The organism is Rhodococcus daqingensis, assembly GCF_042665615.1.
GTDB lineage: Bacteria > Actinomycetota > Actinomycetes > Mycobacteriales > Mycobacteriaceae > Rhodococcus_G > Rhodococcus_G daqingensis.
Window position 1 is genome coordinate 137,637 of record NZ_JBHTCS010000013.1, and the last position, 23,785, is coordinate 161,421.

The 23,785-nt window shown below is 69.1% G+C and carries 22 protein-coding genes and 1 riboswitch; of the genes, 11 read left to right on the forward strand and 11 right to left on the reverse strand.

Annotation, left to right across the window (positions count from 1 at the left end; translation table 11 throughout):
* Positions 1–79: 79 nt before the first annotated feature.
* Positions 80–1,210 carry a winged helix DNA-binding domain-containing protein gene (locus ACFQS9_RS12085; protein ID WP_378404869.1) on the forward strand — a complete coding sequence of 377 codons (1,131 nt, stop codon included), beginning with the start codon at positions 80–82 and terminating at the stop codon, positions 1,208–1,210.
* Here the strand turns inward: ACFQS9_RS12085 and ACFQS9_RS12090 are convergent.
* The gene (locus ACFQS9_RS12090; RefSeq protein WP_378404871.1) at positions 1,194–1,817 is read right to left on the reverse strand and encodes a hypothetical protein; all 624 of its coding nucleotides are present in this window, start codon (positions 1,815–1,817) and stop codon (positions 1,194–1,196) included. The two genes, ACFQS9_RS12085 and ACFQS9_RS12090, sit on opposite strands and share 17 nt — an antisense overlap.
* A gap of 68 nt (positions 1,818–1,885) precedes the next feature.
* Between ACFQS9_RS12090 and ACFQS9_RS12095 the strand changes: the two genes are divergently transcribed.
* The gene (locus tag ACFQS9_RS12095; RefSeq protein WP_378404873.1) at positions 1,886–3,307 is read left to right on the forward strand and encodes a cellulase family glycosylhydrolase; all 1,422 of its coding nucleotides are present in this window, start codon (positions 1,886–1,888) and stop codon (positions 3,305–3,307) included.
* A gap of 37 nt (positions 3,308–3,344) precedes the next feature.
* Positions 3,345–3,932, forward strand: a complete 588-nt coding sequence (locus ACFQS9_RS12100; RefSeq protein ID WP_378404876.1) for a suppressor of fused domain protein — start codon at positions 3,345–3,347, stop codon at positions 3,930–3,932.
* Between the two features lies 1 nt (position 3,933).
* Here ACFQS9_RS12100 and ACFQS9_RS12105 read toward each other — a convergent pair whose 3' ends face one another.
* Positions 3,934–5,007 carry a magnesium and cobalt transport protein CorA gene (locus ACFQS9_RS12105; protein WP_378404878.1) on the reverse strand — a complete coding sequence of 358 codons (1,074 nt, stop codon included), beginning with the start codon at positions 5,005–5,007 and terminating at the stop codon, positions 3,934–3,936.
* 120 nt (positions 5,008–5,127) lie between these two features.
* On the opposite strand from ACFQS9_RS12105, the gene ACFQS9_RS12110 reads away from it, so the two are divergent.
* The 4 genes from ACFQS9_RS12110 (at position 5,128) to ACFQS9_RS12125 (ending at position 8,454) form a co-directional block, all read left to right on the forward strand.
* Positions 5,128–5,982: a PHP domain-containing protein gene (locus ACFQS9_RS12110; RefSeq protein WP_378404880.1), complete on the forward strand. Its 855-nt coding sequence runs from the start codon at positions 5,128–5,130 to the stop codon at positions 5,980–5,982.
* Between the two features lie 13 nt (positions 5,983–5,995).
* Positions 5,996–6,610, forward strand: a complete 615-nt coding sequence (locus tag ACFQS9_RS12115) for a MarC family protein (protein WP_378404882.1) — start codon at positions 5,996–5,998, stop codon at positions 6,608–6,610.
* A gap of 4 nt (positions 6,611–6,614) precedes the next feature.
* The gene (locus tag ACFQS9_RS12120; RefSeq protein ID WP_378404884.1) at positions 6,615–6,929 is read left to right on the forward strand and encodes a hypothetical protein; all 315 of its coding nucleotides are present in this window, start codon (positions 6,615–6,617) and stop codon (positions 6,927–6,929) included.
* A gap of 334 nt (positions 6,930–7,263) precedes the next feature.
* Positions 7,264–8,454, forward strand: a complete 1,191-nt coding sequence (locus ACFQS9_RS12125; RefSeq protein ID WP_378404886.1) for an NAD(P)-dependent malic enzyme — start codon at positions 7,264–7,266, stop codon at positions 8,452–8,454.
* A gap of 84 nt (positions 8,455–8,538) precedes the next feature.
* Here ACFQS9_RS12125 and ACFQS9_RS12130 read toward each other — a convergent pair whose 3' ends face one another.
* From ACFQS9_RS12130 to ACFQS9_RS12145, 4 genes are read right to left on the reverse strand one after another with little or no spacing between them, the layout of a single operon-like run.
* Positions 8,539–9,222 carry an ABC transporter permease gene (locus tag ACFQS9_RS12130; protein ID WP_378404888.1) on the reverse strand — a complete coding sequence of 228 codons (684 nt, stop codon included), beginning with the start codon at positions 9,220–9,222 and terminating at the stop codon, positions 8,539–8,541.
* Positions 9,219–9,911 (reverse strand): ABC transporter permease, encoded by a 693-nt coding sequence (locus ACFQS9_RS12135; RefSeq protein ID WP_378404890.1) that lies wholly within the window; start codon positions 9,909–9,911, stop codon positions 9,219–9,221. Before ACFQS9_RS12135 ends, ACFQS9_RS12130 begins: the two co-directional genes overlap by 4 nt.
* A complete protein-coding gene (locus ACFQS9_RS12140) occupies positions 9,911–11,056 on the reverse strand; it encodes an ABC transporter ATP-binding protein (RefSeq protein WP_378404893.1) in 1,146 nt (381 codons plus the stop codon). Before ACFQS9_RS12140 ends, ACFQS9_RS12135 begins: the two co-directional genes overlap by 1 nt.
* Positions 11,057–11,066: 10 nt before the next feature.
* Positions 11,067–12,023 carry an ABC transporter substrate-binding protein gene (locus ACFQS9_RS12145; protein ID WP_378404938.1) on the reverse strand — a complete coding sequence of 319 codons (957 nt, stop codon included), beginning with the start codon at positions 12,021–12,023 and terminating at the stop codon, positions 11,067–11,069.
* Positions 12,024–12,062: 39 nt separating this feature from the next.
* A riboswitch (SAM riboswitch) is annotated at positions 12,063–12,153 on the reverse strand.
* A 63-nt stretch (positions 12,154–12,216) separates the two neighbouring features.
* Here ACFQS9_RS12145 and ACFQS9_RS12150 point away from each other — a divergent pair.
* The gene (locus ACFQS9_RS12150; protein ID WP_378404895.1) at positions 12,217–12,822 is read left to right on the forward strand and encodes a glycine betaine ABC transporter substrate-binding protein; all 606 of its coding nucleotides are present in this window, start codon (positions 12,217–12,219) and stop codon (positions 12,820–12,822) included.
* Here the strand turns inward: ACFQS9_RS12150 and ACFQS9_RS12155 are convergent.
* Genes ACFQS9_RS12155 through ACFQS9_RS12165 form a run of 3 tightly spaced genes read right to left on the reverse strand, consistent with a single transcriptional unit; the run spans position 12,819 to position 16,148 of the window.
* Positions 12,819–13,721, reverse strand: a complete 903-nt coding sequence (locus ACFQS9_RS12155) for an alpha/beta hydrolase (RefSeq protein ID WP_378404898.1) — start codon at positions 13,719–13,721, stop codon at positions 12,819–12,821. The two genes, ACFQS9_RS12150 and ACFQS9_RS12155, sit on opposite strands and share 4 nt — an antisense overlap.
* 4 nt (positions 13,722–13,725) lie before the next feature.
* Entirely contained in the window at positions 13,726–14,556 is an 831-nt protein-coding gene (locus tag ACFQS9_RS12160) for an SDR family NAD(P)-dependent oxidoreductase (protein WP_378404900.1), read from the reverse strand.
* A complete protein-coding gene (locus ACFQS9_RS12165; protein ID WP_378404902.1) occupies positions 14,553–16,148 on the reverse strand; it encodes a flavin-containing monooxygenase in 1,596 nt (531 codons plus the stop codon). Before ACFQS9_RS12165 ends, ACFQS9_RS12160 begins: the two co-directional genes overlap by 4 nt.
* Before the next feature lie 71 nt (positions 16,149–16,219).
* Between ACFQS9_RS12165 and ACFQS9_RS12170 the strand changes: the two genes are divergently transcribed.
* The 3 genes from ACFQS9_RS12170 to ACFQS9_RS12180 all read left to right on the forward strand — a co-directional run bounded on the left by ACFQS9_RS12170 (position 16,220) and on the right by ACFQS9_RS12180 (position 19,633).
* Positions 16,220–16,831, forward strand: coding sequence for a TetR/AcrR family transcriptional regulator (locus ACFQS9_RS12170; protein WP_378404905.1), 612 nt, complete (start codon positions 16,220–16,222; stop codon positions 16,829–16,831).
* A 59-nt stretch (positions 16,832–16,890) separates the two neighbouring features.
* Positions 16,891–18,405, forward strand: coding sequence for a multicopper oxidase family protein (locus ACFQS9_RS12175; RefSeq protein WP_378404907.1), 1,515 nt, complete (start codon positions 16,891–16,893; stop codon positions 18,403–18,405).
* 250 nt (positions 18,406–18,655) lie between these two features.
* Positions 18,656–19,633 (forward strand): MFS transporter, encoded by a 978-nt coding sequence (locus ACFQS9_RS12180; RefSeq protein ID WP_378404909.1) that lies wholly within the window; start codon positions 18,656–18,658, stop codon positions 19,631–19,633.
* Here ACFQS9_RS12180 and ACFQS9_RS12185 read toward each other — a convergent pair.
* Both ACFQS9_RS12185 and ACFQS9_RS12190 read right to left on the reverse strand, forming a co-directional pair.
* Entirely contained in the window at positions 19,592–20,293 is a 702-nt protein-coding gene (locus ACFQS9_RS12185) for an AAA family ATPase (protein ID WP_378404939.1), read from the reverse strand. The genes ACFQS9_RS12180 and ACFQS9_RS12185 overlap by 42 nt on opposite strands.
* A 29-nt stretch (positions 20,294–20,322) precedes the next feature.
* Positions 20,323–23,785: multifunctional oxoglutarate decarboxylase/oxoglutarate dehydrogenase thiamine pyrophosphate-binding subunit/dihydrolipoyllysine-residue succinyltransferase subunit (locus tag ACFQS9_RS12190; protein WP_378404911.1), on the reverse strand; the 3,463-nt coding region annotated here is incomplete at its 5' end.

Consider the following 23,785-nt stretch of genomic DNA (forward strand, 5'->3'; position numbering starts at 1 on the left):
GCGCAGTCAAGGGGATCTCGTGGTGCGGTGTCCTACCCTTGCTGCGACGGTGGAAGTCCTTCGGCGGTAGGGGAGTGCGATGTCAGCGGGGACAGAGGCCAGGCGCGAACGATTGTCCCGCAGGGCGCTGAGCCGCGCGACGCTGGAACGGCAGCATCTGGTCCGTCGCGCGGACGGCGAGAGTGCGCTGACGATGGTCCGGCACCTGTACGGGCTGCAGGCGCAGGCCCCGATGGCGCCGTACTTCGCATTGTGGGCCCGGCTCAAGGGTTTTCGGCCTGCCGACCTGTCGACGCTGATCGAGGACCGCGACGTGGTGCGGATCGTCCTGATGCGCGGCACGGTGCACGCCGTCACCGCGGCGGATGCGCTCGAGCTGCGGCCGTGGGTGCAGCCGATCATGGACGGCGACCTGCGGACGAACCCCCAGCACAAGGACGCGCTCGTCGGCGTGGACGTCGGTGCGGTGGCCGATTGGAGCCGGGAGACGATCGACCGCACCCCGATGAGCATGGCGGCGCTGCGGCCGTTGCTGGCGCAGCGTTGGCCCGACCGGGACTCCGCCGCCCTCGCCCATGCGGTGCGAGACCTGCTCCCGCTCGTCCAGGTGCCCCCGCGCGGGATCTGGGGCAGATCCGGTCAACCGGTCTGCACCACCTTGGAGCGGTGGACGGCGTCGCCGCTGTCCGCCCCCGCGCCGGACGAGGTGATCTTGCGCTACCTGGCGGCCTACGGCCCCGCCTCGGTGCTCGACGCGCAGGCCTGGTCCGGCCTGACCAGGCTGGGTGAGATCTTCGAACGGCTCCGGCCGCGGCTGCGCGTGTTCGTCGACGAGGACGGCGCCGAGCTGTTCGACCTGCCCGACGCCCCGCGGCCGGACCCGGCGGGGAGCCTGCCGCCGCGGATCCTCGCGCCGTTCGACAGCGTCCTGCTGGGCCACGCGAATCGGAGCAGGGTGATCGCCGACGAGCACCGCAAGGTGGTGTTCACCGTCAACGGGATCATCAAGCCGACGGTCCTGGTCGGCGGCCTGGTCGCCGGATTCGTCACGGTCACCGAGAAGAAGGGGGCCGCGACCGTCGAGATCGCGACGTTCGCCCCGCCCGCGAAGAGCGTCGCGTCGTCACTCGAGGCGGAGGCGCGGCGACTGCTGAGATTCGCCCACCCCGGCGCCGAGAATCACGACGTTCGGTTCACGGCCGCGCGGTGACGCTCTCCGGGATCGTCGAATCGTCCTGTGCGCGAGAGCTGTTCCCCGATTCCGGGGCGGCTCCGCGCATCGAGATCCGCCGCGCGATCGCATGTGCCGCGCCGACGAGCAGACCGACGATCGTCCCCCAGATCAGCGACACGAGCGCGCCGCCGACGAGCGAGGCCACGTATGCGCCCGGTCCCTCCTGCAGGACGAAGCTCAGGTACACGGTGCGGATCAGGTTGCCCGCGAGGACACCGATCACGGTGGCGCCCAGGCCCGCCCAGAAGGCGCGCCCGGCCCCGCCGCCGGGGTGCCTGCGCGCGGAGTTCACCAGTCGCATCCAGGCGACCGCGATCATCACCAGGGCCGCGGCGCAGTCGACGAGCCAGTTGGTGGTGGTCGTCTCCCCGAGCGGGAACAGTCGCAGCGCCGGGATGCCGAACGGCAGCCCGATCGCGCTGGGGACGAGCAGTTCCGGCAGCTCGGTCAGGATGGCGCCGGTGATGGACCAGACCCCGGACAGGACCGAGATCACGGCGAGGGTCGCGACGGCCGTCCACGGCGCGCGGGAATCGGCATCGACCTGCGGATTCACCGAATCCGCAGCGCTGGCGTCAGGCATGCCGCAACATTAACGGGATCGAGTAGAACAAGCGTCCAGAATCATGAAGAAAGTCGAGTGTGGATCCCGTGCGGCGAATCAGAGTGGTGTCCCTCGTTGCGGCCGGTGCGCTCGTCCTCGCCGGCGGTGTGGGCGCGGTCCTGCGGGCCGACCCGGCGCCCTCCGAGGCCTACCTCACCGACGACCAGGGGCGCGCGCTCGTCCTCCGGGGCTTCAACACGGCGTCCAGCGCGAAGAGCACCCCGGACGGCATGCCCGAGTTCACCGAGGCCGACCTCGAGCGCGAGCACACCGACATGGGCACCAATTTTGTCCGCTTCCTGATCTCCTGGCGCTCGGTCGAGCCGGAGCCGGGTGTCTACAGCCAGGAATACCTGGATCGGGTCTCCGAACGCATCGGCTGGTACGCGGAGCGCGGTTATCACGTCATGCTGGACATGCACCAGGACCTCTGGTCCGGTGCGATCACCCCGGACGGCAAGACCGGCAACGGCGCCCCCGCCTGGGCCACCTACATGGATGGCCTGCCGGTCGGTTCGCACGACATGTGGGAGCAGTACTACCTCGATCCGGGCGTGATCCGGGCCTTCGACAACTTCTGGAACACCACCGGCGCGCACCCCGAGCTCTCCGAGCACTACGCGAACGCGTGGCGGGCGGTCGCCGATCGGTTCGCCGACCACCCCGCCGTCGTCGCCTACGACCTGATGAACGAGCCCTATGGCGGCACCCTGCAGGGCCCCGTCTTCGAGTCCGGTCCGCTCACGGCGCTCTACCAGAAGACGACCGACGCGATCAGGACCGTCGACCAGGACACCTGGGTCTGCGTCGCGCCGCAGGCGATGGGCAACAACTGGGGGACACCGAGCGGCCTCGGCCCGATCACCGACAGTCGCGACGGCGACCAGCGGATCGCCTACTGCCCCCACATCTATCCGCTGCCGATGGATCTGGGTGGCGGTTACGAGGGCACCACCCGCGACCTGGTCGACGCGACGGTCGCCTCGTGGCGCGGCAACACCGTGCGCACGGCGGCGGCGCTGGGCGACGTCCCGGTCATCCTGGGGGAGTTCGGCCTCGACACCACCCTCCCCGGGGCGCTCGACTACGTGGACCGGATCTATGCCACGGCCGCCGAGATCGGCGCCGGCGTCAGCTACTGGTCCCGGGATCCCGGGCCCTGGGGACCGTACGGGGAGGACGGTGCCGCCCGGAACCTGGTCCCCGCGCTCGACAAGCCGTACCCGCGGGCGGTCGCCGGGACGCCGATCTCCTGGGCGTCGTCCGCCGACCGGCTCGAGCTGACCTTCCGCCCGGACCCCGACGTGTCGGCGCCCACGGAGATCTACCTGCCGCGGCGTGGCTTCCCCGCAGGTGTCGAGGTCGACGGCGGCGAGGTGCTGGCCTGGGATCAGGAAACCCGGCTGCTCACGCTTCGGCAGCCGCAGTCGAGCGACGAGGTCACGGTGACGCTCACCCCGGCGCCCTGATCGGGGCACCGAGGGCAGATGGGTGTTAGATGAACGGGTGAGTGACAGCGTCATCGCCTCCGTCCGCGCGCACCTCACCGAGCGGATCGGTGGGCCGCCGCCGTCCGCAGCCTCCGTCACCTTCCTCGGGCTCGAACCGCTGGAGGTGCTCAGGTTCCCCGCCGACTCGGCCGATCTGGTCCGGTACGTCTCGCTGGGCTGCTCGCGCCACCCGATGGGTGATCCCGGCGAGGCCGTCGCGGATCCGGTGCGGGGACCCCGCGCGGAGCTGATGCTGACCCTGCGCGGCGGCGTCGGAGTGGCCTCCGGTGTGCACAAGACGCTGGCCGTGCTGGCGGCCGCGCCCGCCGTGGAGGGCGTGGTCCTCACGGTCGACGGGCTGCTCGACGTGGGCGAACCGCTGTGGAAGGACGCGCCGTTCACCGCGGTGTTGCTGGGGGAGAGCGACATCGAGGACCTGGATCTGCCCGAGCCGGCCGACCCGGTGCGATTCCTCGCTGCCGTGCCGATCACCGGCACGGAGGCCGCCTGGGTGCGGCTGCGCGGCGCGGCGGCGCTGCGGGAGGCCTGGGCGGAGGCCGGGATCGACGTGCGCGATCCGCGCCGTGGGGCGGCTTCGCTGTAAGTCAGAGCCAGTGGTTGCGGCGGAAGGTCACGAACAGTCCGGTGCACACGGTCACGATGACCCCGACCACCAGGTAGTAGCCAAAGCTCCAGCGCAGCTCCGGCATGTGGTCGAAGTTCATCCCGTAGATGCCCGCGATCATCGTCGGCACCGCGGCGATCGCGACCCACGCCGAGATCTTGCGCATGTCGGTGTTCTGCTGCACGGCGACCTTGGCCAGGGCCGCCTCGACGAGGGTGCTGAGCACCTCGTCGAAATCGGCGATGCGCTCGGCGACGATGGTGTGATGGTCCTGCACGTCGCGTAGGTAGCGGCGAACCTCCTTCGGCACACCGGTTGTGGCGTCTTGGCTCAGTCGCTGGAGCGGACTGGCGAGCGGGTTCACCGATTTGCGCAGTTCGACGATCTCCCTCTTGAGGAGGTAGATCTGCTCGATGGCGACCCGGGTGCGGGGGCTGAACACCTCCTCCTCCATGAGATCGACATCTTTCTCGACGGATTCGGTGACCGCGAGGTACTGGTCGACGACGTGGTCGGAGATGGCGTGCAGGACGGCCCACGGCCCGAGCGCGAGCCGACTGGGGTTCGCCTCCATCAGGGCACGCACTCCCGCGAGCCCGGAATGCTCGCCGTGCCGGACGGTGACCACGAAATCGGCGCCGACGAAGATCATGATCTCGCCGGTCTCCACCACCTCGTTGGCGGTGTTGATCGACTCGTGCTCAACGTAATTCACGGTCCGGAGCACCAGGAACAACAAATCGTCATACAACTCGAGCTTAGGTCGCTGATGGGCGTGCACCGCATCCTCTACCGTCAGCTCGTGCAGACCGAAAACCTCTGCGACACTGCCCATCTGGTATTCGTCGGGGGCGTGCAATCCCACCCAGGCGAAGCCCTTGCCGCGGGCGCGGACCTCGGCGAGGGCGGCGGAGTGGGTGAACTTGCCCGGCAGTCGCTCACCGTCGACGTACACCGCGCAGTCCACGATGGCCCTGGCGATCGGGATCGGGATCCGTGCCGGCGCGGACGCGGACGGCCTGCGGGTCGGGCGCAGCGACGGCATGGACGGCACGGCAGCCACTCCCTTTCGATCATGGGGACCATCTCCGATCAATCCTAGCCCGGGAGATCCGGCGGAGGCCGCGGCGAGAGTTGTCCGGCCCACCCCCCGACAGCCTGAGACAATGTCGTGGTGCGCATCGACCTCCACACCCACACCACCGCGTCCGACGGCACCGACAGCCCCGCCGACCTGGTGCGCAATGCGGCGGCGGCCGGACTCGACGTGGTGGCCATCACGGACCATGACACCACCGCCGGCTGGGCCGAGGCCGCCGCTGCGTTGCCCGCCGGGCTGAGCCTGGTGCGCGGCATGGAGATGTCGTGCGAGGGTCGGGGCGAGGACGGCAACCCCGTCGCGGTGCACCTGCTGGCCTATCTCTTCGATCCGGCGCACGCGGGGTTCGCGGCCGAACGTGAACGGTTGCGGACGGAGCGGACGTCGCGGCTGCGGGCCATGGCCGAACGGATGGCGCATGACGGCCTGCCGGTGGATCCGGACGAGGTGATGGCGGCCGCCGGACCGGCGGCCGGGCGCCCGCACCTGGCGCGGGCGCTCGTGGCGGCGGGGGTGGTCGGTTCCGTCGACGAGGCGTTCGGTGACCTGCTCAAGACCGGGGGCCGCTACTACGTCCACAAGGCGGACACGCCGCTGCCGGAGGCGGTGCGGATGGTGTCCGACGCTGGCGGGGTCAGCGTGATCGCGCACGGGCGGGCGGCGAGCCGGGGTCGCCTGCTCGCGATGGAGCAGATCGGCGAGCTCGTGGCCGACGGCCTGTCCGGTGTGGAGATCGATCATCACGACCACCTGCCGGCGGACCGGGAGATCCTCGCCGGGATCGCCCGGGAGAACGACCTCATCGTGACCGGGTCGTCGGACTATCACGGCGTCAACAAGTCGGTATACCTTGGCGAATTCCTCACCGCGCCTGGCGAGTTCGAACGGATAGTGGCCAAGGCATCTGGCGTCGAGGTGATCTCGGCATGAGGGAGGCGCACTGATGTCCTTCGATACGACCCTGTACCTGACGGCCGTGATCACGCTGTTCGTGATCATGGATCCGCCCGGCGCGATCCCCGTCTTCCTGTCCCTGGTCGGCCGCAAGAGCCGGGAGGCACGCAACAGGGCAGCGTGGCAGGCGCCCGCGGTTTCGCTCGCGGTCATCACGGTGTTCGCGATCGGCGGCCAGGCGATCCTCAACTATCTGCACATCGGGATCCCGGCGCTGCAGGGTGCGGGCGGCCTGCTGTTGCTGTTGATCGCCTTGGAGTTGCTGACGGGCCGTGATGCCAATCAGCCGAGGGGCGCGGAGGACGTCAACGTCGCGCTGGTGCCGCTCGGGACACCGTTGATGGCGGGGCCGGGCGCGATCGCGGCGGTGATCGTCTTCGTGAACCAGGCCGAGGGGCATTCGGGTGCCCCGCTGGCGGTGGGGTTGGCGATTCTGACGATTCACCTCATCCTGTTCGTGGTGCTGCGGTTCTCCACGGTGCTGATCCGGCTGCTGGGCGTGAGCGGCATCTCGCTCCTCGCCCGGATCGCCGGACTCCTGCTGGCCGCGATCGCGGTGCAGCTCATTGCGGACTCGGTCCGCGGATTCATCGCAGGTGGGTAGGGACGTGTCGGTCGACGAGTACGAGGACCACGCCGAGCGCAGCGGGGGGGTCGAGCGCGGCCTGCGGGCGCTGAGCGGGGCCGTCGCGGCGGGTGTCGTGGTGCTGGCGGTGGTCGTCATCGGGACGTCGTATCTGGGCGGCGAGCGAGGGTTCCCCGGGCCCGGTGCGGTCTCGGTGGGCGCGCACGTGGTCGCGGCCGTCGTGGTGTTGCTGGCGCAACGAGCCGCCGATCATCGTCGGGGTGTCACGGCCGCCTTCGGCTCCGTGGGCGTGTTCTTGATCACAGGGGTGCTGCTGTGGACCCAGTGGTGGGCCTAGCTCACAGAAAAGCTACTCACCGGTGAGATTTGCGTGTGGTGAGGCGGCGGTGGCACACTTGTTGCACTTCGCGCCGGTGCTACCCCCCGGTAACGGAGCGAGAGTCGGATTCACCAGCGGCAGATTTCGCGCCCGGGCTCACCCCGCCTGGCGCCTTCGCGCTTCCGAAGTGAGTGCAGCGGCCCGTAGACCAATCGGGATTTCATCGTGCACCCTCGGTTAGCCTCACCCCCATCTCGACCAAAAACCTGCGGCTGCGTCGAATTTCACCTCGGCGCTGCTACTTCCCAGTAACCCGCCCCCGAGTGGGAGCGGCATGAGTAGGAGTGCAATCGTGTCTCTTGTGTCTGAAGCAACCACACCGCAAAAGGTTGAGCTGACCGACGAAGAGATCTTCGCGGGCCACATTGGCGGCAAGCTCTCAGTCGAGACGACCGCCCCGCTCGATTCCCAGCGTGCGCTGTCCATCGCGTACACGCCCGGCGTGGCTCAGGTCAGCCGCGCGATCGCGGCGGACGAGACGCTCGCCGACCGGTACACGTGGACCAGCCGCCTCGTGGTCGTCGTCAGCGACGGCACCGCGGTGCTCGGCCTGGGCGACATCGGACCGCGTGCGTCGCTGCCGGTGATGGAGGGCAAGTCCGCGCTGTTCAAGAACTTCGCGGGCCTGAACTCGATCCCGCTCGTGCTCGACACCAAGGATCCCGACGAAATCGTCGAGACGCTGATCCGCCTGCGCCCGAGCTTCGGTGCCGTCAACCTCGAGGACATCTCGGCCCCGCGTTGCTTCGAGATCGAGAAGCGGGTCATCGAGGCACTCGACTGCCCGGTCATGCACGACGACCAGCACGGCACGGCCATCGTGGCGCTGGCCGCGCTCAAGGGCGCGGTGAAGGTCCAGGACCGCGACATCACCGCGCTGCGCGTCGTGATCTCCGGTGCCGGTGCGGCCGGTGTCGCCTGCGCGAACATCCTGCTGGCGGCCGGCATCGCCGACGTCACCGTCCTCGACTCCAAGGGCATCGTGTCGAAGGACCGCGGTGACCTCAACGAGATCAAGGCCGACCTCGCCGCCCGCACCAACCCGGCGGGACGCACCGGCGGCATCATCGAGGCGCTCGACGGCGCCGACGTGTTCCTCGGCGTGTCCGCGGGCACCGTGCCCGAGGAGATCATCGCGACGATGGCCCCGGAGGCGATCATCTTCGCGATGTCCAACCCGGACCCGGAGATCCACCCCGACATCGCGCGCAAGCACGCCGCGATCGTCGCGACCGGCCGCAGCGACTTCCCGAACCAGATCAACAACGTGCTCGCCTTCCCCGGCGTGTTCAAGGGTGCGCTCGACGCGGGCGCCCGGCGCATCACCGAGGGCATGAAGCTCGCCGCGGCCGAGGCGATCCTGTCCGTCGTCGCCGACGAGCTGGCCGTCGACAAGATCGTGCCGAGCCCGCTCGACCCGAGGGTCGCCCCCGCGGTGGCCGAGGCCGTCGCGGCCGCGGCCAAGGCCGAGGGCGTCGCCTAAGCACGCTCGTTCGTCCCGCTGGAGGAGGGCACCGCCGCTCGGATCACCCGGGCGACGGTGCCCTTCCGCCGTTCTCGGGGGCGGTCAGTCGAGCGCGGGGGTGCGGCGCAGCCGGCCGGTGCCAGGCACCGAGGCCCACACCGCGAGGGCGAGGACACCGTCGATGATCAGGGCGAGCACCGCGACGAGGATCGCGCCCACCAGGACCCGGGCGTAGTCGCCGAGCGCCAGGCCGTCGAACATGTACCGCCCCAGCCCGCCCAGGTTCACGTACGCGGCGACGGTGGCGGTGGCGATGACCTGCAGCGTCGCGTTGCGCAGCCCGCCGACGATCAGCGGCAGCGCATTCGGGACCTCCACCCGGAAGAGCACCTGCGCCCGTGTCATCCCCATCGACCGCGCCGCATCGACCACGACGGGGTCCACGTTCGCGACGCCGGCATAGGTGCCGGCCAGGATCGGCGGGATGCCGAGCAGCACCAGCGCGATGATCGGCGGCACCAGGCCGAGCCCGAGGAGCAGCACCAGGAAGGTCAGCACCCCGAGGGTGGGCAGCGAGCGGAGCGAGTTGACGAGCCCCACCAGGAGGGCGTCGCCACGGCGGAAGTGGCCGATGAGCAGACCGAGGGGAATCGCGATGACCGCGGAGATGGCCACCGCGAGCAGGCTGTACCAGAGGTGCTCGGCGATGCGGGCGCCGATCCCGGTGGGGCCGGACCAGTTCGAGGGGTCGGCGATGTAGTCGAAGGCGGCGCCGAAGAGGTTCATGCGGGTCCCTCGGTAGCTCGAAGGACCGCGGCCGGTTCCTCTGCCTTGCGGCTGCGGGCGGTCCTGGTCCAGGGCGTCAGCAGACGGCCCGCGATGTAGAGCAGGCCGTCGATCACCAACGCCAGGAACACGATCGCGATGATCCCGGCCAGGATCTGGTCGGGGTAGTCGCGCTGGTAGCCCTTGGTGAACAGCTCACCCAGTCCGCCGATGCCGATCAGTGAGCCCACCGACACCAGCGAGATGTTGGTGACGGCGACGACCCGGATGCTGGAGATCAGAACCGGGACGGCCAGCGGCAATTCGACGGTCAGCGCTCGGCGCACCGGTGTGAAACCCATCGCGGTGGCCGAGTCGATCACCGATTCGGGTACCGAGTCGAGGGCCTCGGGGACGGCCCGTACCAGCAGCGCCGTCGAGTAGATCGACAGTGCGATCACCACGTTCAGCTCGTCGAGGATGTTCAGGCCGAGCAGGGGTGGGATGGTGACGAACAGTGCCAGCGAGGGGATGGTGAAGGCCAGGGAGGCCAGCGTCATCGTGGTCTTGCGTAGCCACGGTACGTTCCGGATGGCGACACCGACGGGCACCGCGATCAGCAGCCCGATCAGCAGCGGTAGGAGTGCCAGGTAGAGGTGTGTCTTCGCGAGGTCGACAACCTGCGAGAAGTTGTCGATCAACCAGCGCATCAGCCGGCCGTCTCGCCGTTGAAGAAGTGCCGGTTGCGCGCGCGGTCCTCGGCCTGCCGCTGATCCGCGAGCCTGCGGATCACCTCGGATCCGTACACCCCGCCCACCACCGAGCCGGACTCGTCCACCACGACACCGATCCCGGAGGGCGACGAGATCGCGGCGTCCAGCGCCTGTCTCAGGTCGCCGCCCCTGGCGAACAGCGAACCGCCCGCGGAGGTGCTGTCGGCAAGGGTGTTGCCGGCACGGATGCCCTCGACACCGGTGACGTCGATCCAGCTGCGCGGCGCCCCGTCGTCGGTGACCACGAGCACCCACTCGCCCTGGTCGAGTCGCAGGGACGCGAGCTCGGTTTCGACGGCGGTGCGGATCTCGTGCAGCGGGACCTCGTCGGCGGGCCGGAACGACAATCCGCGGTACCCGCGATCGCGTCCCACGAACGAGGCGACGAAATCCGTTGCGGGTGAGGCGAGCACGGTCTGCGGATCGGCGTACTGCTGGAGCCTGCCGTGCGGGCCGAACACCGCGACGCGGTCGCCGAGGCGCACGGCCTCGTCGATGTCGTGGGTGACGAACACGATGGTCTTGCGCAGCTGCGCCTGCAGGCGCTGCATCTCCGCCTGCAGGTCCTCGCGGACCACCGGGTCGACGGCGCTGAACGGCTCGTCCATCAGCAGGATCGGGGGATCGGCCGCCAGCGCCCTGGCCACGCCGACCCGCTGCTGCTGGCCGCCGGAGAGCTGGGACGGGTAGCGGGTGGCCAGCGCGGGGTCGAGTCCGACGCGTTCGAGGACCTCGAGGGCGGCCTTGCGGGCCGCGCGCCGCGAATCGCCCCGCAGCACAGGCACGGTGGCGACGTTGTCGACGACGGTCCGGTGCGGAAGCAGTCCCGCGCTCTGGATCACGTAGCCGATGCCGAGGCGCAGCTTGACCGCGTCGGTGCGGGTCACGTCCTGGCCGTTCACGATCACCTTGCCGGAGGTCGGCGTGATCATCCGGTTGATCATCCGCATCGACGTGGTCTTGCCGCAGCCGGACGGCCCGACGAACACGGTGAAGGACTCGGGCTCGATGACCAGATCGAGGTTGTCGACCGCGGTGGTGCCGTCCGGGTAGCGCTTGGTGACCGACTCGAAGGAGATCACGGCCGGCCGCCTACGACACCGGCTTGTCGAGGCCCTGCGCCGACACCCACGCCGTGGCGGCGGCGTCCGGCTCCGTCTTCGAGTCACCGGACACCGACGTGTTCAGGGCGACGAGCTCGTCGGTGGTCAGCTTGGCCGACACCGCGTTCAGGACCGCAGTCAGCTTCTCGGACTGCTTGTTCGCCCGCAGAACCGGGACCACGTTCTGCGCCGGGAAGTTGTTCTTCGGGTCCTCGAGGACCACGAAGTCGTTCTTGGCGATGGCGGGCGAGGTGGTGAAGATGTTCGCGGCGGTGACCTGGCCGGAGGACAGGGCGGCCACCGTGGCGGGTCCGCCGCCGTCGGCGATCGGCACGAAGTTCTGCGGGCTGATCACGAGGCCGTAGTCGGCCTCGAGTCCGGGCAGCCCCACCGGGCGCTCCTGGAACTCGGCGGGCGCGCCGAACTTCACCTCGGCGGAGTGGGGTGCCAGGTCCGCGATCGAGGTCAGCTGCCACCGGTCGGCGGTCTCGCGGGTGACGACCACCGCGTCCTTGTCCTCGGCGGGTGCGGGCGTGGTGATCGCGAGGTCGGGGCCGAGGGCCTCGGGCAGGGCGGCGTCCACCTCGGCGGCGCTGGTCGCGGTCGTCTCCTTGTCGAGGTACTGCAGCAGGTTGCCGGTGTAGTCCGGGATCACGTCGATGGATCCGTCCTTGACCGCGGGGATGTAGGTCTCCCGGCTGCCGATGTTCAGCTTGGTCTGCACGTCGAAGCCGTTGGCGCGCAGGGCCTCGGCGTAGATGTTCGCCACGGTCTCGGACTCGGGGAAGTTCGCCGACCCGACGATGATCGTGTTCGGGTCCGAGCTGGTGCCACCGCCGCTGCTGAGCGGGTCGGAGTTCCCGCCGCAGGCGGAGAGCGCGGCGACGGCCGCGATCGTCGCGGCGACGACGATCGGGCGGGGGCGTGGAGCCCGCGGAATGCCCATCCAGTGGGGAGCGCGGATAGCTGAGAACCTCATGGCGTCCTTCCATCGGTTCCGGCGTTAGCACCCGTCCCCTTCGGACTGGTTGCTGCGGCGTCGACAAGCCGGATCTCTCGGCCGCTCGAGATGGTGCTGGCCACCGAGTGTAACGATAGGGAGGACATTCGCTGGGTGAAGAGAGGGAGCGTGGCGCGCCATGACGGCTCGGTGGAGGACTGCCGCGGTGACCGCGATGGCCGTGGCGGCGGTGTGCGCGCTCGCCGGATGCACGGTGGACAACTCCGGGCTCGACGAGGCGCAGGCACCGGCAGCGATCACCGTCGGGTCCGGCGAGTCCGCGGAATCGCAAGTCGTCGCGGAGATCTACGCGGAGATCCTGCGCGGCACCGGTTCCCCGGTCGACGTGGCCGCCCCGACGACGCGCGCGGAGTACGTGGAGGAACTCGGCGCCGCGGATGTCACGGTGGTGCCGGACTTCACGGGGCCGCTGCTGCACCACTTTCAGCCGGACTCGGAACTCACCGACCCCGATGAGGTGTTCGACGAGCTGAACAGGTCTCTGCCGGAGGGTCTCTCGGTGTCCGACTACAGCGATGCCGAGCTCGAGGCCGAGGGTTCGGCACCCGCACAGAACGTGGTGCCGTTGATCCGCAATGGGGTGCTGACCGAGGATCAGATCAAGGCGCTCAACGTCGTTGCGGGCGAGCTCACCTCGGCCGACCTGGCGTCGATGGCGGCGCGGGTCCGGCAGGGCGAGTCGGATCCGGAGCGGGCTGCCGACGAATGGCTCGGCGCCCGCTAGACCCTTGCGCTCTCGAGCGCCGCACGGAGGAAGCCGCCGAGTTCGCGGACGGCGTCGTTCGCCTCCCGCAGGATCGACGCCTGCAGGTGCGCGACGTGCCACAGCCGCGGGTGCTCGGTGAGCTGGACGGTGACGCCGGCCGTGCGCAGCTTGTCCACCAGCTCCAGCACCTGGGGGTACAGCACCTCGGAGGTGCCGACGTGCACGATGGTCGGCGGCAGCCCTGTCATGTCGCCGCGCAGCGGCGCATACCCCGGATCGGTGGGGTCGCCGCCGCCGAGGTAGGCGTCGGCTGCGATGAACGACCACGCCGTGTTGATCACGAGATCGCGATCCTTCGGGGCATTGCGGGCACCGGGATCGACCCACGGTGCGATCAATGCCAGGGCCGCGGGGTGCACGTCGTGTACGTCGATCAGGCGGCGCGCCGTGGCCACCGAGAGCCCACCGCCTGCCGAGTCGCCCGCGATGGCAACCTGATCGGCGGTGTACCCGTGCTCGACGAGCAGCTCCAGGTAGGCGTCGACCGCATCCTCCAGCCCGGCCGGGTACGGATCCTCCGGAGCGAGGCGGTAGTCGAGCAGAAACACCGCGGCCTCGGATTCGCGTGCCAGGTACGCGGCCAGCGACCGGTGGGTGGCGAGCGATCCGAGGGTGTAGCCGCCGCCGTGCAGGTACAGCACGGCGGTGCGGCGTTCGCTGGCCCCGACCGTGATCCGCTCGGCCTTGCGGCCGGCCAGGGTCAGCTCCCGCACGACGGTGTCGCGCGGGAGCCGCTGCAGCGGCGAACCCGCATCGAGCAGGGCGCGGGCCGCGGGCACCGGCATCTTCGCGTGCAGGGCCACCCGGTAGAACGCGCGGAGGTTCGCGGCCACCAGCGGTCGGGGCAGGAACACCATCGGGCTACTTCGCCTTCGGCAGGACGCGGCCGGCGATCTCCGCGACCACTCGCTGGTAGCTCGATCCGACCAGGCGGACCCAGGCGTCGAGGAACTTGGCGTCGGCGCCGATCAGCACCCGCGCCTTGCCCTTCTGCACGCCGTTCACGATGACCTTCGCGGCCTGCTCGGGCGTGGTGCGCGCCAGCTTCTTGTCGAAGAACTCGGCGAAGACGGCGAGGTCCTCTCCGGGGCCCGCGGTCGCGTTGCGGGCGATGGCGGTCTTGATCCCGCCGGGATGCACGCAGGTCACCTTGACCGGGTGCTTGGCGATCAGCATCTCCTGGCGCAGCGACTCGGTGAAGCCGCGGACCGCGAACTTGGCGGAGTTGTATGCGGACTGGCCGGGCATCGACAGCAGCCCGAACAGGCTCGAAACGTTCACCACGTGCCCGTCGCCCGAGGCGATCAGGTGCGGCAGGAAAGCCTTGGTGCCGTTGACGACTCCCCAGAAGTCGACGTCCATGATCCGTTCGATGTCCTTGAACTCGGACTTGGAGAACTCACCGTGGTAGGCGATGCCCGCGTTGTTGTAGATCTGGTTGACCTTGCCGAAATGCGCCACGACCGCATCGGCGTACGCCAGGACGGCCTCGCGCTGCGTCACGTCCAGATGGTCGGACTTGACCTCGGCGCCGAGGGCCTCGACCTGGCGAACGGTCTCCGCGAGTCCCACGCTGTCGAAGTCGGAGAGGGCGAGCCGAGCGCCCTTCTCGGCCAGGTTCAGCGCGAGCGCGCGACCGATGCCGGAACCCGCTCCGGTGATGACCACTACCTTGCCGGCGAAATCGCTCACTGTGCAACAACCTTCTCGTCGTTCTCGCCTGCGGTGCCGGCGAGGATCTCCTCGGCGATCTCGTCCCCGGTGACGGCGGGCAGATCCTTTGTGGCCACGCTGCGGTATGCGGCGAGGTCGAACTTCTTTGTCGCGTTGCGGAACTGGAAGGTGAAGCCCGGCCACAGGGTGGTGTTGTTGCCGTGCTTGTCGAGGTACCAGCTGGCGCACCCGCCGTTGTTCCACACGCTGCGTGCGAGCTTGTCCTGCAGGTCCTTGTTGTAGGCGTCCTGCGCGTCCTGGCGGACCTCGATGGTGCCGATGCCGTTGCGCTCGATGGTGTTGATCGCGTCGATGACGTAGTTGAGCTGCGACTCGATCATGAAGACCATCGACGTGTGGCCGAGGCCGGTGTTCGGGCCGACGAGGAAGAACATATTGGGGAAGTTGGCGATCGCCGATCCCTTGTAGCCCTGCTGCCCGCTGGCCTCGAAGACCTCGGCCGCGGAGCGGCCGTCCTTGCCGATGATCCCGGCGAAGGTGGGGGAGTCGGTCACGTGGAAGCCGGTGGCCACCACGATCGCGTCGACCTCGCGGGTGGTGCCGTTGCGGTCCACGATGCCGTCGGCCGTGACCTCGGCGATGCCGTCGGTGACCAGGTCGACGTTCGACTGGGCCAGCGCGGGGTAGTAGTTGTTCGAGATCAGCATGCGCTTGCAGCCGATCTGGAAGTTCGGGGTGACCTTCTCGCGGAGGTCCCGGTCCTTGATCTGCATGCGCAGGTGGCGCTCGGCCGCGAACTGCAGCGGCTTCATGAAGACCGGCGCCTTGGCCAGGCCGACGACCTGGGTCTCACGCATCCAGTAGATGCCGGTGCGGGAGAGCTTCTGGAACCCGGGCAGGTACTTGAACGCGAGCTTCTCGACCTTGGTGTACTCGCGGTCCGCGCGGGGCAGGACCCACGGCGCCGTGCGCTGGTAGACGTCGAGCCTGCCCGCCTTCGCGGCCAGCTGCGGGACGATCTGGATGGCGGAGGCGCCGGTGCCGATCACGGCGATGCGCTTGCCCGCCAGGTCCGCGTCGTGGTTCCAGCGCGCGGAGTGGAAGATCTCGCCCTGGAAGCCGTCGATGCCCTTGATGTCCGGCAGCGAGGGCTCGCACAGCGCGCCGACGGCGGAGACCACGATCTTGGCGGTGAAGGCGCCCTGCGAGGTCTGCACCTCCCAGCGCGCGCTGACCTCGTTCCAGCGGGCCTCCTGGACGTCGCAGTTGAAGACGTGCTTGTCGAGCACGTTGTGCTTGCGTGCGACGGAGCTGATGTAGCTCTGGATCTCCGGCTGCTTGGAGAACGAGCGTGTCCAGTTCGGGTTCAGTGCGAACGAGTACGAGTACAGATGCGACGGGACGTCGCAGGCCGCGCCGGGGTAGGTGTTGTCGCGCCAGGTGCCGCCGACCTCACTGCCGCGCTCGAGGACGACGAAGTCCTGCTTGCCCTCTTGAACCAGCTTGATCGCGGCGCCCAGGCCCGCGAAGCCGCTGCCGATGATCAGCGTGTCGACGTGTCGCGGAGTTCCACCCGGCTTCACGGCGGTATCTGTAACTGGAAGACTCATGTACCACACAGTAGGGGCTTGTTGAGTCACAGTCAATAGCTTATTGACGACGATTCAGTAAGCTGATGGCCATGGCGGTCACCAAGCGCACTCGGCTCAGCCCGGAGGAGAGGCGCGCCCAGCTCATCGACCTGGGCGCACGCATGCTCGCGGAACGACCGCTCGAGCAGATCTCGGTCGAGGAGATCGCGGACCAGGCAGGCGTCTCCCGGGGACTGCTCTTCCACTACTTTGCGTCCAAGCACGACTTTCACCTCGCCATCGTGCGCCACACCAACGTCGAGATGCTCGCCCACACCGAACCCGACCTCAGCCTGGAGCCTCTCGAGATCCTGAGGTCCGCGATCACCTCGTACATCGACTACGTCTCGGAGAACCGGAACACCTACGTCTCGCTGCTCCGCGGCACCGCCAGCGGCGATCCCGAGATGCGGGAGGAATTCGAGCGGACCCGCGCGACGATGGCGGAGCGGATCATCCTGCAGTTGCCGAAGCTCGGCATCCAACCGGGACCCCGGATCACCCTCGCGGTCCGGGGCTGGATCGCCTTCGTCGAGGAGGCCACGATCAGCTGGCTCACCGACCCCGAGATCACCCGCGAGGAACTGATCGACCTGATCGTCACCGCCCTGCCCGCGGTCGCGCTGAGCTCGGAGACGGCGGCGGCGTTGCTGGGAGCGTAGCGGTCGAACCGGCGCCGATCGGGGATAGACTTGTCGCTGTTCACAGCGGAGGAGCCGCGATGGATGCCGTGTCACGCAGGGCGTTCCTGAAATACGCTGCTGCGGCGACGGTGTCAGGGAGCATCGCGGTCGCGTGCTCGAGTCCACCGCCGACCCAACGCTTCATCACCCCGGACGATCCCGAGATCGCGGCGCGCGATCGGGCGGCGGCCGCGGCGATGGTGGTCCCGATGGCCCTGGCGGCCCGACCGGTGACCGTGGACCTGGGCGGAGTCGTGGCTAACACCTGGGGGTTCGGCGCCGCTGCGGTGGGTCCCGAGATCAGGTTGACGGCGGGCGACCGGCTGCGCGCCGAGGTCGTCAACGACCTGCCGGTCGGGACGACGATCCACTGGCACGGCATCGCGATCCGCAACGACATGGACGGTGTCCCGGTCCTCACCCAGGAACCGATAGCGCCGGGGCAGAGGTTCGTCTACGACGCGGTGATGCCGGATCCCGGAACGTACTGGTATCACTCGCATTCCGGGCTGCAACTCGACCGGGGACTGTCCGGGCCGCTGATCATCGAGGATCCGAACGAGAGCCTGCGGTACGACCACGAATGGACGGTGTTCCTCAAGGACTGGGTGGACGGGGTCACCGGCACGCCCGACGACGTCCTGCGCGAACTGACGGCAGGCATGCCCGGCATGAGTGGCATGAACGGCGAGTCGGGCACCGCCACGGCGCGGCCGCAGTACCTGCTCACCGACGGCACGAGCGCACTGCTCGGCGGCGACGCCGGCGACGTCAACTATCCCTACTACCTGGTCAACGGCAGGATCCCCGCCGATCCGCCGCAGTTCACCGCGAAACCGGGCGACCGTGCCCGCCTGCGCATCGTCAACGCGGGCGCCGATACCGCCTTCCGGGTCGCGCTCGGCGGGCACGGGCTCACCGTGACTCACACCGACGGTTACCCGATCGAGCCGGTGCGGGCCGATGCGCTGCTGCTCGGGATGGGTGAACGATACGACGCCCTGGTCACCCTGAAGGACGGGGTGTTCCCCCTCGTCGCCTCGGCCGAGGGCAAGAACGCCCGCGGGCTGGCGATCGTCCGCACCGGTCCGGGCGAGCCCCCGCCCCCAGACGTGCCGGTGACCGAGCTGGACGGCAGGATCCCGATGGCGTGGGACATGTCGGCGTCGCAGGCCGCCGGGCTCCCGCGGCGCGACGTCGCCCGCACCCTCGACCTGAGGCTCACCGGGGAGATGAGCCGGTACGAGTGGAGCATCGACGGCATCCCCTTCGACCCCACCGATGTCGAGTCGAACCGATTCGGGGTGCGCGGTGGTGAGCGGGTGCGCCTCGTGTGGCGGAACGATACCGACATGTGGCACCCCATGCACCTGCACGGCCACACCTTTCAGCTCGCCGAATCGGGTTCGCGCAAGGACACCGTCATCGTGCTCCCCAAGACCGCGCTGGCGACCTACTTCGACACCGACAACCCCGGGGTGTGGGCATTCCACTGTCACAACAGCTTTCATCAGGATCGGGGCATGATGGGCAGCGTCTCCTACGAGATCTAGGGCATGTCTCCCAATCCCCATTTCGGCGCCCCTGGCGTCCAATCGCCGCCCTGCAGCGTTGTCGTCGGCGCCGATACAACCCCGGTATCGGCTTCTCCTCCGCCTTGCCGGACGACGATTGTCTCGCCAGGTGCATCCGAGAGGGATTGGGAGACACGCCCTAGCGCCGCATTCTCATACCTGGGTATGGGGTCCGATCTCACTCTCCAGCGGGACGCGCCGGTCGGCCCCGCGTCCCTACCGTCGGTGCATGGACACCCTCGGATCACAGGTCCGTCCCCTGCTCACTCGTCAGCGGCCCCTCATGGTGATGGTCGCCGCGATGCTGGTGCTCGTGCTCGTCTGCGCCGTCGGCATGGCCGTCGACGACCGCACGCTGCTGGGGGTGTCGGTCTGGGTCAAACCGTTCAAGTTCGCGATCGCCTTCGCCCTCTACGGCGCCACGCTGGCGTGGTTGCTGAACCTGCCGCACAGGGGAAGTCGCTGGACGCGGGCGCTGGCCACCGTCTTCGCGGTGGCCGGCCTCGCCGACGTCGGATTCATCGCCGTGCAGGCGGCACGCGGAACCTTCAGCCACTTCAACAAGTCCGACGACCTCGTCAACTCGGTGGGGCAGACGATCTTCATGTACGGCGTGCTGGGACTGTTCGCCGCCAATCTGGCGATCGCCGTGATCCTGCTGCGGCAGCGGCTGCTCGACCGCCCGACGACCAGGGCGATCAAGGCCGGGTTGTGGCTCGCGCTGGCCGGGATGGCGATCGCCTACCTGGTGGGCTTCCAGGGCGACCAGTCGGCGCGTGACGCGAACGGTCGCATGGTCGAGCTCGGTGCCCGGCACACCGTCGGAGCGACCGACGACCGTCCCGGCATGCCCGTCACCAACTGGAGCACCACCGGTGGGGACCTGCGCATCCCGCATTTCGTCGGGCTGCACGCGCTGCAGGTCCTGCTGCTGGCGGCGGTCGTCCTGGCGGCGCTCGCCCCGCGCGTCGCGTGGCTCCGGGAGGAGGGCGCGCGGGCCGCGGTGATGGGGGTGCTCGCAGGCGGCTATGCGGGTCTGCTGGCGTTGCTGTCCTGGCAGGCGCTGCGTGGGCAGCCGCTCACCGAACCGGACCTGCTCACCGTGGTCGCGGCGGGCGGGTTGATCGCGGCGACCGCGCTCGGCGTCTACGCGGTCCAGTCGGGCTCACAGGTGCCGCAGGAACCGGTCCGGGCCGTCCAGGAATGAGCGCCAGTTCCGGACCAGCTCGAGCTCGTCCCACTGCGGGTACTCGATGCCGTCCTCGGTCAGCTCCCAGATCTCGGCGTCGGGGCAGGCGGCCAGCACGGGGGAGTGGGTCGCCATGATCACCTGGGAGCCCTCGGCCGCCAGGTCCTTGATCACGCCGAGCAGGGCCAGGCAGGACTGGAACGACAGCGCGGCCTCGGGCTCGTCCAGGATCCACAGGCCGACACCGATCGGCCGATCCGCCACGTAGCGCAGGAACGACTGGCCGTGGGAGAGCTCGTTGAGCCCCTGATCGGTGTCCCGGACCCGATCGGCATCGGCCCGGTCGAAGAGCGAATGCATGGACTCGGCCCGCAGGAAGCAGCCGCCGTACGGTCTGGGCTGTGCGCCGACGCAGGTCAGATGCCGGGGTAGGTCCGTGTCCTCGGCGCTGCCGCCCGCCGACCACAGCCGGTCCTGGGCGCCGCGGAACCCGCCCTGCCAGGCACCGGCGACGGCCTCGACGAGGGTCGACTTGCCGACGCCGTTCTCGCCCACGACGACCGTCACCGGGCCGGTGAAATCGAGCCCGTCCCGGCACAGTTCGCCGATCGCGGGCAGGTCGAGATACCACGAAGCCGGGTCGAATCCGCTCCTGGGAGTGAATTCGACCCGGTTCAGTGGCAGCGTCACGTCAGGTGATCAGGCGATCAGCGGAACGCCTCGTCGATGATCTCCTGCTGCTCGACGGCGTGCACCTTGCTCGAGCCCGAGGACGGGGCCGACATGGCGCGGCGGGAGATCCGCTTGATGCCCGACAGCTTGTCGGGGATCAGCTCCGGCAGCGCCAGGCCGAACAGCGGCCAGGCACCCTGGTTCGCCGGTTCCTCCTGGACCCAACGGAACTCGGTCGCGTTCGGGTACCGGTCGAGGGTCTCGCGCAGGCGGCGGCTCGGCAGCGGGTACAGCTGCTCGATCCGCACGATCGCGATGTCCTCGCGGTTGTCCTTCTGCTTGCGGGCCAGCAACTCCCAGTACAGCTTTCCGCTGACCAGCAGCACCTTCGTGACCTTGTCGCGCTGGCCGCCGCCGGTCTCGTACTCCGGCTCCTCGAACACCGAGCGGAACTTGCCGGTGGTGAAGTCCTCGAGGTTGCTGACCGCAGCCTTGTTGCGCAGCATCGACTTCGGGGTGAACACCACGAGCGGGCGCCGGATGCCGTCGAGATGGTGACGACGCAGCAGGTGGAAGTACGACGCAGGGGTGGACGGCACCGCCACGGTCATCGAGCCCTCCGCGCAGAGCTGGAGGAAACGCTCGATGCGGCCCGACGTGTGGTCCGGTCCCTGGCCCTCGTGGCCGTGCGGCAGCAGCAGCACGACGTCGGAGAGCTGGCCCCACTTGGCCTCACCGGAGGAGATGAACTCGTCGATGATCGTCTGGGCGCCGTTGACGAAGTCGCCGAACTGCGCCTCCCACAGCACCAGCGCGTCGGGGTTGCCCACCGAGTAGCCGTACTCGAAGCCCAGGCCCGCGTACTCGGTCAGCGCCGAGTCGTAGACCATGAACTTGCCGCCGTTGCCGCCGTTGGCCGCGATCTCGGAGATCGGGTTGTACTCGTCGCCGGTCTTGCGGTCGATGAGCACCGAGTGGCGCTGGGTGAACGTGCCGCGCCGCGAGTCCTGGCCGGTCAGGCGCACCAGGGCGCCCTGCTCGACCAGCGAACCGAACGCCAGCAGCTCCGCGTACGCCCAGTCGATCTTGCCGTCGCGGGACATCTCCTGACGCTTCTCGATGACCGGCTTGACGCGCGGGTGCACGGTGAAGCCCTCGGGCACGTTGACGAACGCGTCGCCGATCCGCTCGAGGACGTCCTGGTCGACGGCGGTGGTCAGGCGGGCGGGCGGGGTCTGGTCGAGCTCGACCGACTCCGACGGCTCCGGCTTGAACTTCTCCAGCTCGCGGACCTCGTTGAACACCCGCTCCAGCTGACCCTGGTAGTCACGCAGGGCGTCTTCCGCTTCCTTGAGCGAGATGTCGCCGCGGCCGATCAGGGCCTCGGTGTAGCTCTTGCGGACGCTGCGCTTGGTGTCGATCAGGTCGTACATCGCCGGCTGCGTCATCGACGGGTCGTCGCCCTCGTTGTGACCGCGGCGGCGGTAGCAGATCATGTCGATGACGACGTCCTTGCCGAACTCCTCGCGGTAGTCGACGGCGAGCTGCGCGACCCAGACACAGGCCTCGGGGTCGTCGCCGTTCACGTGGAAGACCGGCGCGGCGATCATCTTCGCGACGTCGGTGCAGTACTCCGACGACCGCGAGTGCTCCGGGGCGGTGGTGAAGCCGACCTGGTTGTTGACGACGATGTGCACGGTGCCGCCGGTGCGGTAGCCGCGCAGCAGCGACAGGTTCAGCGTCTCCGCGACCACGCCCTGACCGGCGAAGGCGGCATCGCCGTGCAGCATCAGCGGCAGCACGGTGAAGCCCTCTTCGCCCTTGTCGAGGATGTCCTGCTTGGCGCGGACGAGGCCCTCGAGGACCGGGTCGACGGCCTCGAGGTGCGACGGGTTCGCGGTGAGCGAGACCTTGATGTCGTTGTCGCCGAACATCTGGATGTAGGTGCCGTCGGCGCCGAGGTGGTACTTCACGTCGCCGGAGCCGTGTGCGGCCGCCGGGTTCATGTTGCCCTCGAACTCGGTGAAGATCTTCGAGTACGGCTTGCCGACGATGTTGGCGAGCACGTTCAGGCGACCGCGGTGCGGCATGCCGATGACGACCTCGTCGAGCTCGTGCTCGGCGGCCTGGTCGATGACCGCGTCCATCATCGGGATGACCGACTCGGCACCCTCGAGCGAGAACCGCTTCTGGCCGACGTACTTGGTCTGCAGGAAGGTCTCGAAGGCCTCGGCGGCGTTCAGCTTGCTCAGGATGTACTTCTGCTGCGCGACGGTCGGCTTGACGTGCTTGGCCTCGACGCGCTCCTGCAGCCACTGCTGCTGCTTGGGGTCGAGGATGTGCGTGTACTCGACGCCGATGTGACGGCAGTACGCGTCGCGCAGGATGGACAGCACGTCGCGCAGCTTCATGCGCTGCTTGCCGTGGAAGCCGCCGACGTTGAACTCGCGGTCGAGGTCCCAGAGCGTCAGGTCGTGGGTGGTGACGTCGAGGTCGGGGTGGCTGCGGAACTTGTCCTTGACGAACTGCAACGGATCGGTGTCCGCCATCAGGTGTCCGCGGTTGCGGTACGCCGCGATCAGCTCGAGGACACGGGTGCTCTTGTCGATGTCCGTCGCCGAGATGTCCTGACGCCACCGGACGGGCTCGTACGGGATGTGCAGCGCGTGGAACAGCTCGTCGTAGAAGTCGTCGCTGATCAGCAGGTTGTGGATGGTCCGCAGGAAGTCGCCGGACTCCGCGCCCTGGATGATGCGGTGATCGTAGGTCGAGGTCAGCGTCATCAGCTTGCCGACGCCCATCTCGGCGATCTTCTCGTTGCTCGCGCCCTGGAACTCGGCGGGGTACTCCATCGCGCCCGCGCCGATGATGGCGCCCTGGCCCTGCATCAGGCGCGGCACCGAGTGCACGGTGCCGATGGTGCCGGGGTTGGTGAGCGAGATGGTGACGCCCGCGAAGTCCTCCGCGGTGAGCTTGCCGTCCCGGGCGCGGCGGACGATGTCCTCGTACGCGCCGTGGAACTGGGCGAAGTTCATCGTCTCGGTGGCCTTGATGGCGGCGACGACGAGCGAGCGGCTGCCGTCCTTGCCGGGCAGGTCGATGGCCAGGCCGAGGTTGGTGTGCGCCGGGGTGATCGCGTTCGGCTTGCCGTCCACCTCGGCGAAGTGCCGGTTCATGTTCGGGAAGGCCTTGACGGCCTGGACGATCGCGTAGCCCAGCAGGTGGGTGAACGAGATCTTGCCGCCGCGGGTCCGGGCCAGGTGGTTGTTGATGACGACGCGGTTGTCGAACATCAGCTTCGCCGGGATGGCGCGCACGCTGGTGGCGGTGGGGATCGCGAGCGAGGCCGACATGTTGCGCGCGACGGCGGCAGCGGCCCCACGCAGGACCTTGGACTCGTCGGTGGCGGCGGCCGGGGCTGCGGGCGCGGGCTTGGCGGCCGGGGCTGCGGGCGCGGGCTTGGCCGCGGGGGCCGGAGCTGCGGGCGCGGCCGGGGCT

What these genes read in the sequence shown, in the direction of transcription:
- ACFQS9_RS12085 (WP_378404869.1), top strand. Translation starts at nt 80, where the DNA reads ATGTCAGCGGGGACAGAGGCCAGGCGCGAACGATTGTCCCGCAGGGCG.
- ACFQS9_RS12170 (WP_378404905.1), top strand. Translation starts at nt 16,220, where the DNA reads ATGGCGGTCACCAAGCGCACTCGGCTCAGCCCGGAGGAGAGGCGCGCC.
- ACFQS9_RS12130 (WP_378404888.1), bottom strand. Translation starts at nt 9,222, where the DNA reads ATGAACCTCTTCGGCGCCGCCTTCGACTACATCGCCGACCCCTCGAAC.
- ACFQS9_RS12150 (WP_378404895.1), top strand. Translation starts at nt 12,217, where the DNA reads ATGACGGCTCGGTGGAGGACTGCCGCGGTGACCGCGATGGCCGTGGCG.
- ACFQS9_RS12135 (WP_378404890.1), bottom strand. Translation starts at nt 9,911, where the DNA reads ATGCGCTGGTTGATCGACAACTTCTCGCAGGTTGTCGACCTCGCGAAG.
- ACFQS9_RS12090 (WP_378404871.1), bottom strand. Translation starts at nt 1,817, where the DNA reads ATGCCTGACGCCAGCGCTGCGGATTCGGTGAATCCGCAGGTCGATGCC.
- ACFQS9_RS12155 (WP_378404898.1), bottom strand. Translation starts at nt 13,721, where the DNA reads ATGGTGTTCCTGCCCCGACCGCTGGTGGCCGCGAACCTCCGCGCGTTC.
- ACFQS9_RS12175 (WP_378404907.1), top strand. Translation starts at nt 16,891, where the DNA reads ATGGATGCCGTGTCACGCAGGGCGTTCCTGAAATACGCTGCTGCGGCG.
- ACFQS9_RS12115 (WP_378404882.1), top strand. Translation starts at nt 5,996, where the DNA reads ATGTCCTTCGATACGACCCTGTACCTGACGGCCGTGATCACGCTGTTC.
- ACFQS9_RS12180 (WP_378404909.1), top strand. Translation starts at nt 18,656, where the DNA reads ATGGACACCCTCGGATCACAGGTCCGTCCCCTGCTCACTCGTCAGCGG.
- ACFQS9_RS12165 (WP_378404902.1), bottom strand. Translation starts at nt 16,148, where the DNA reads ATGAGTCTTCCAGTTACAGATACCGCCGTGAAGCCGGGTGGAACTCCG.
- ACFQS9_RS12145 (WP_378404938.1), bottom strand. Translation starts at nt 12,023, where the DNA reads ATGGGCATTCCGCGGGCTCCACGCCCCCGCCCGATCGTCGTCGCCGCG.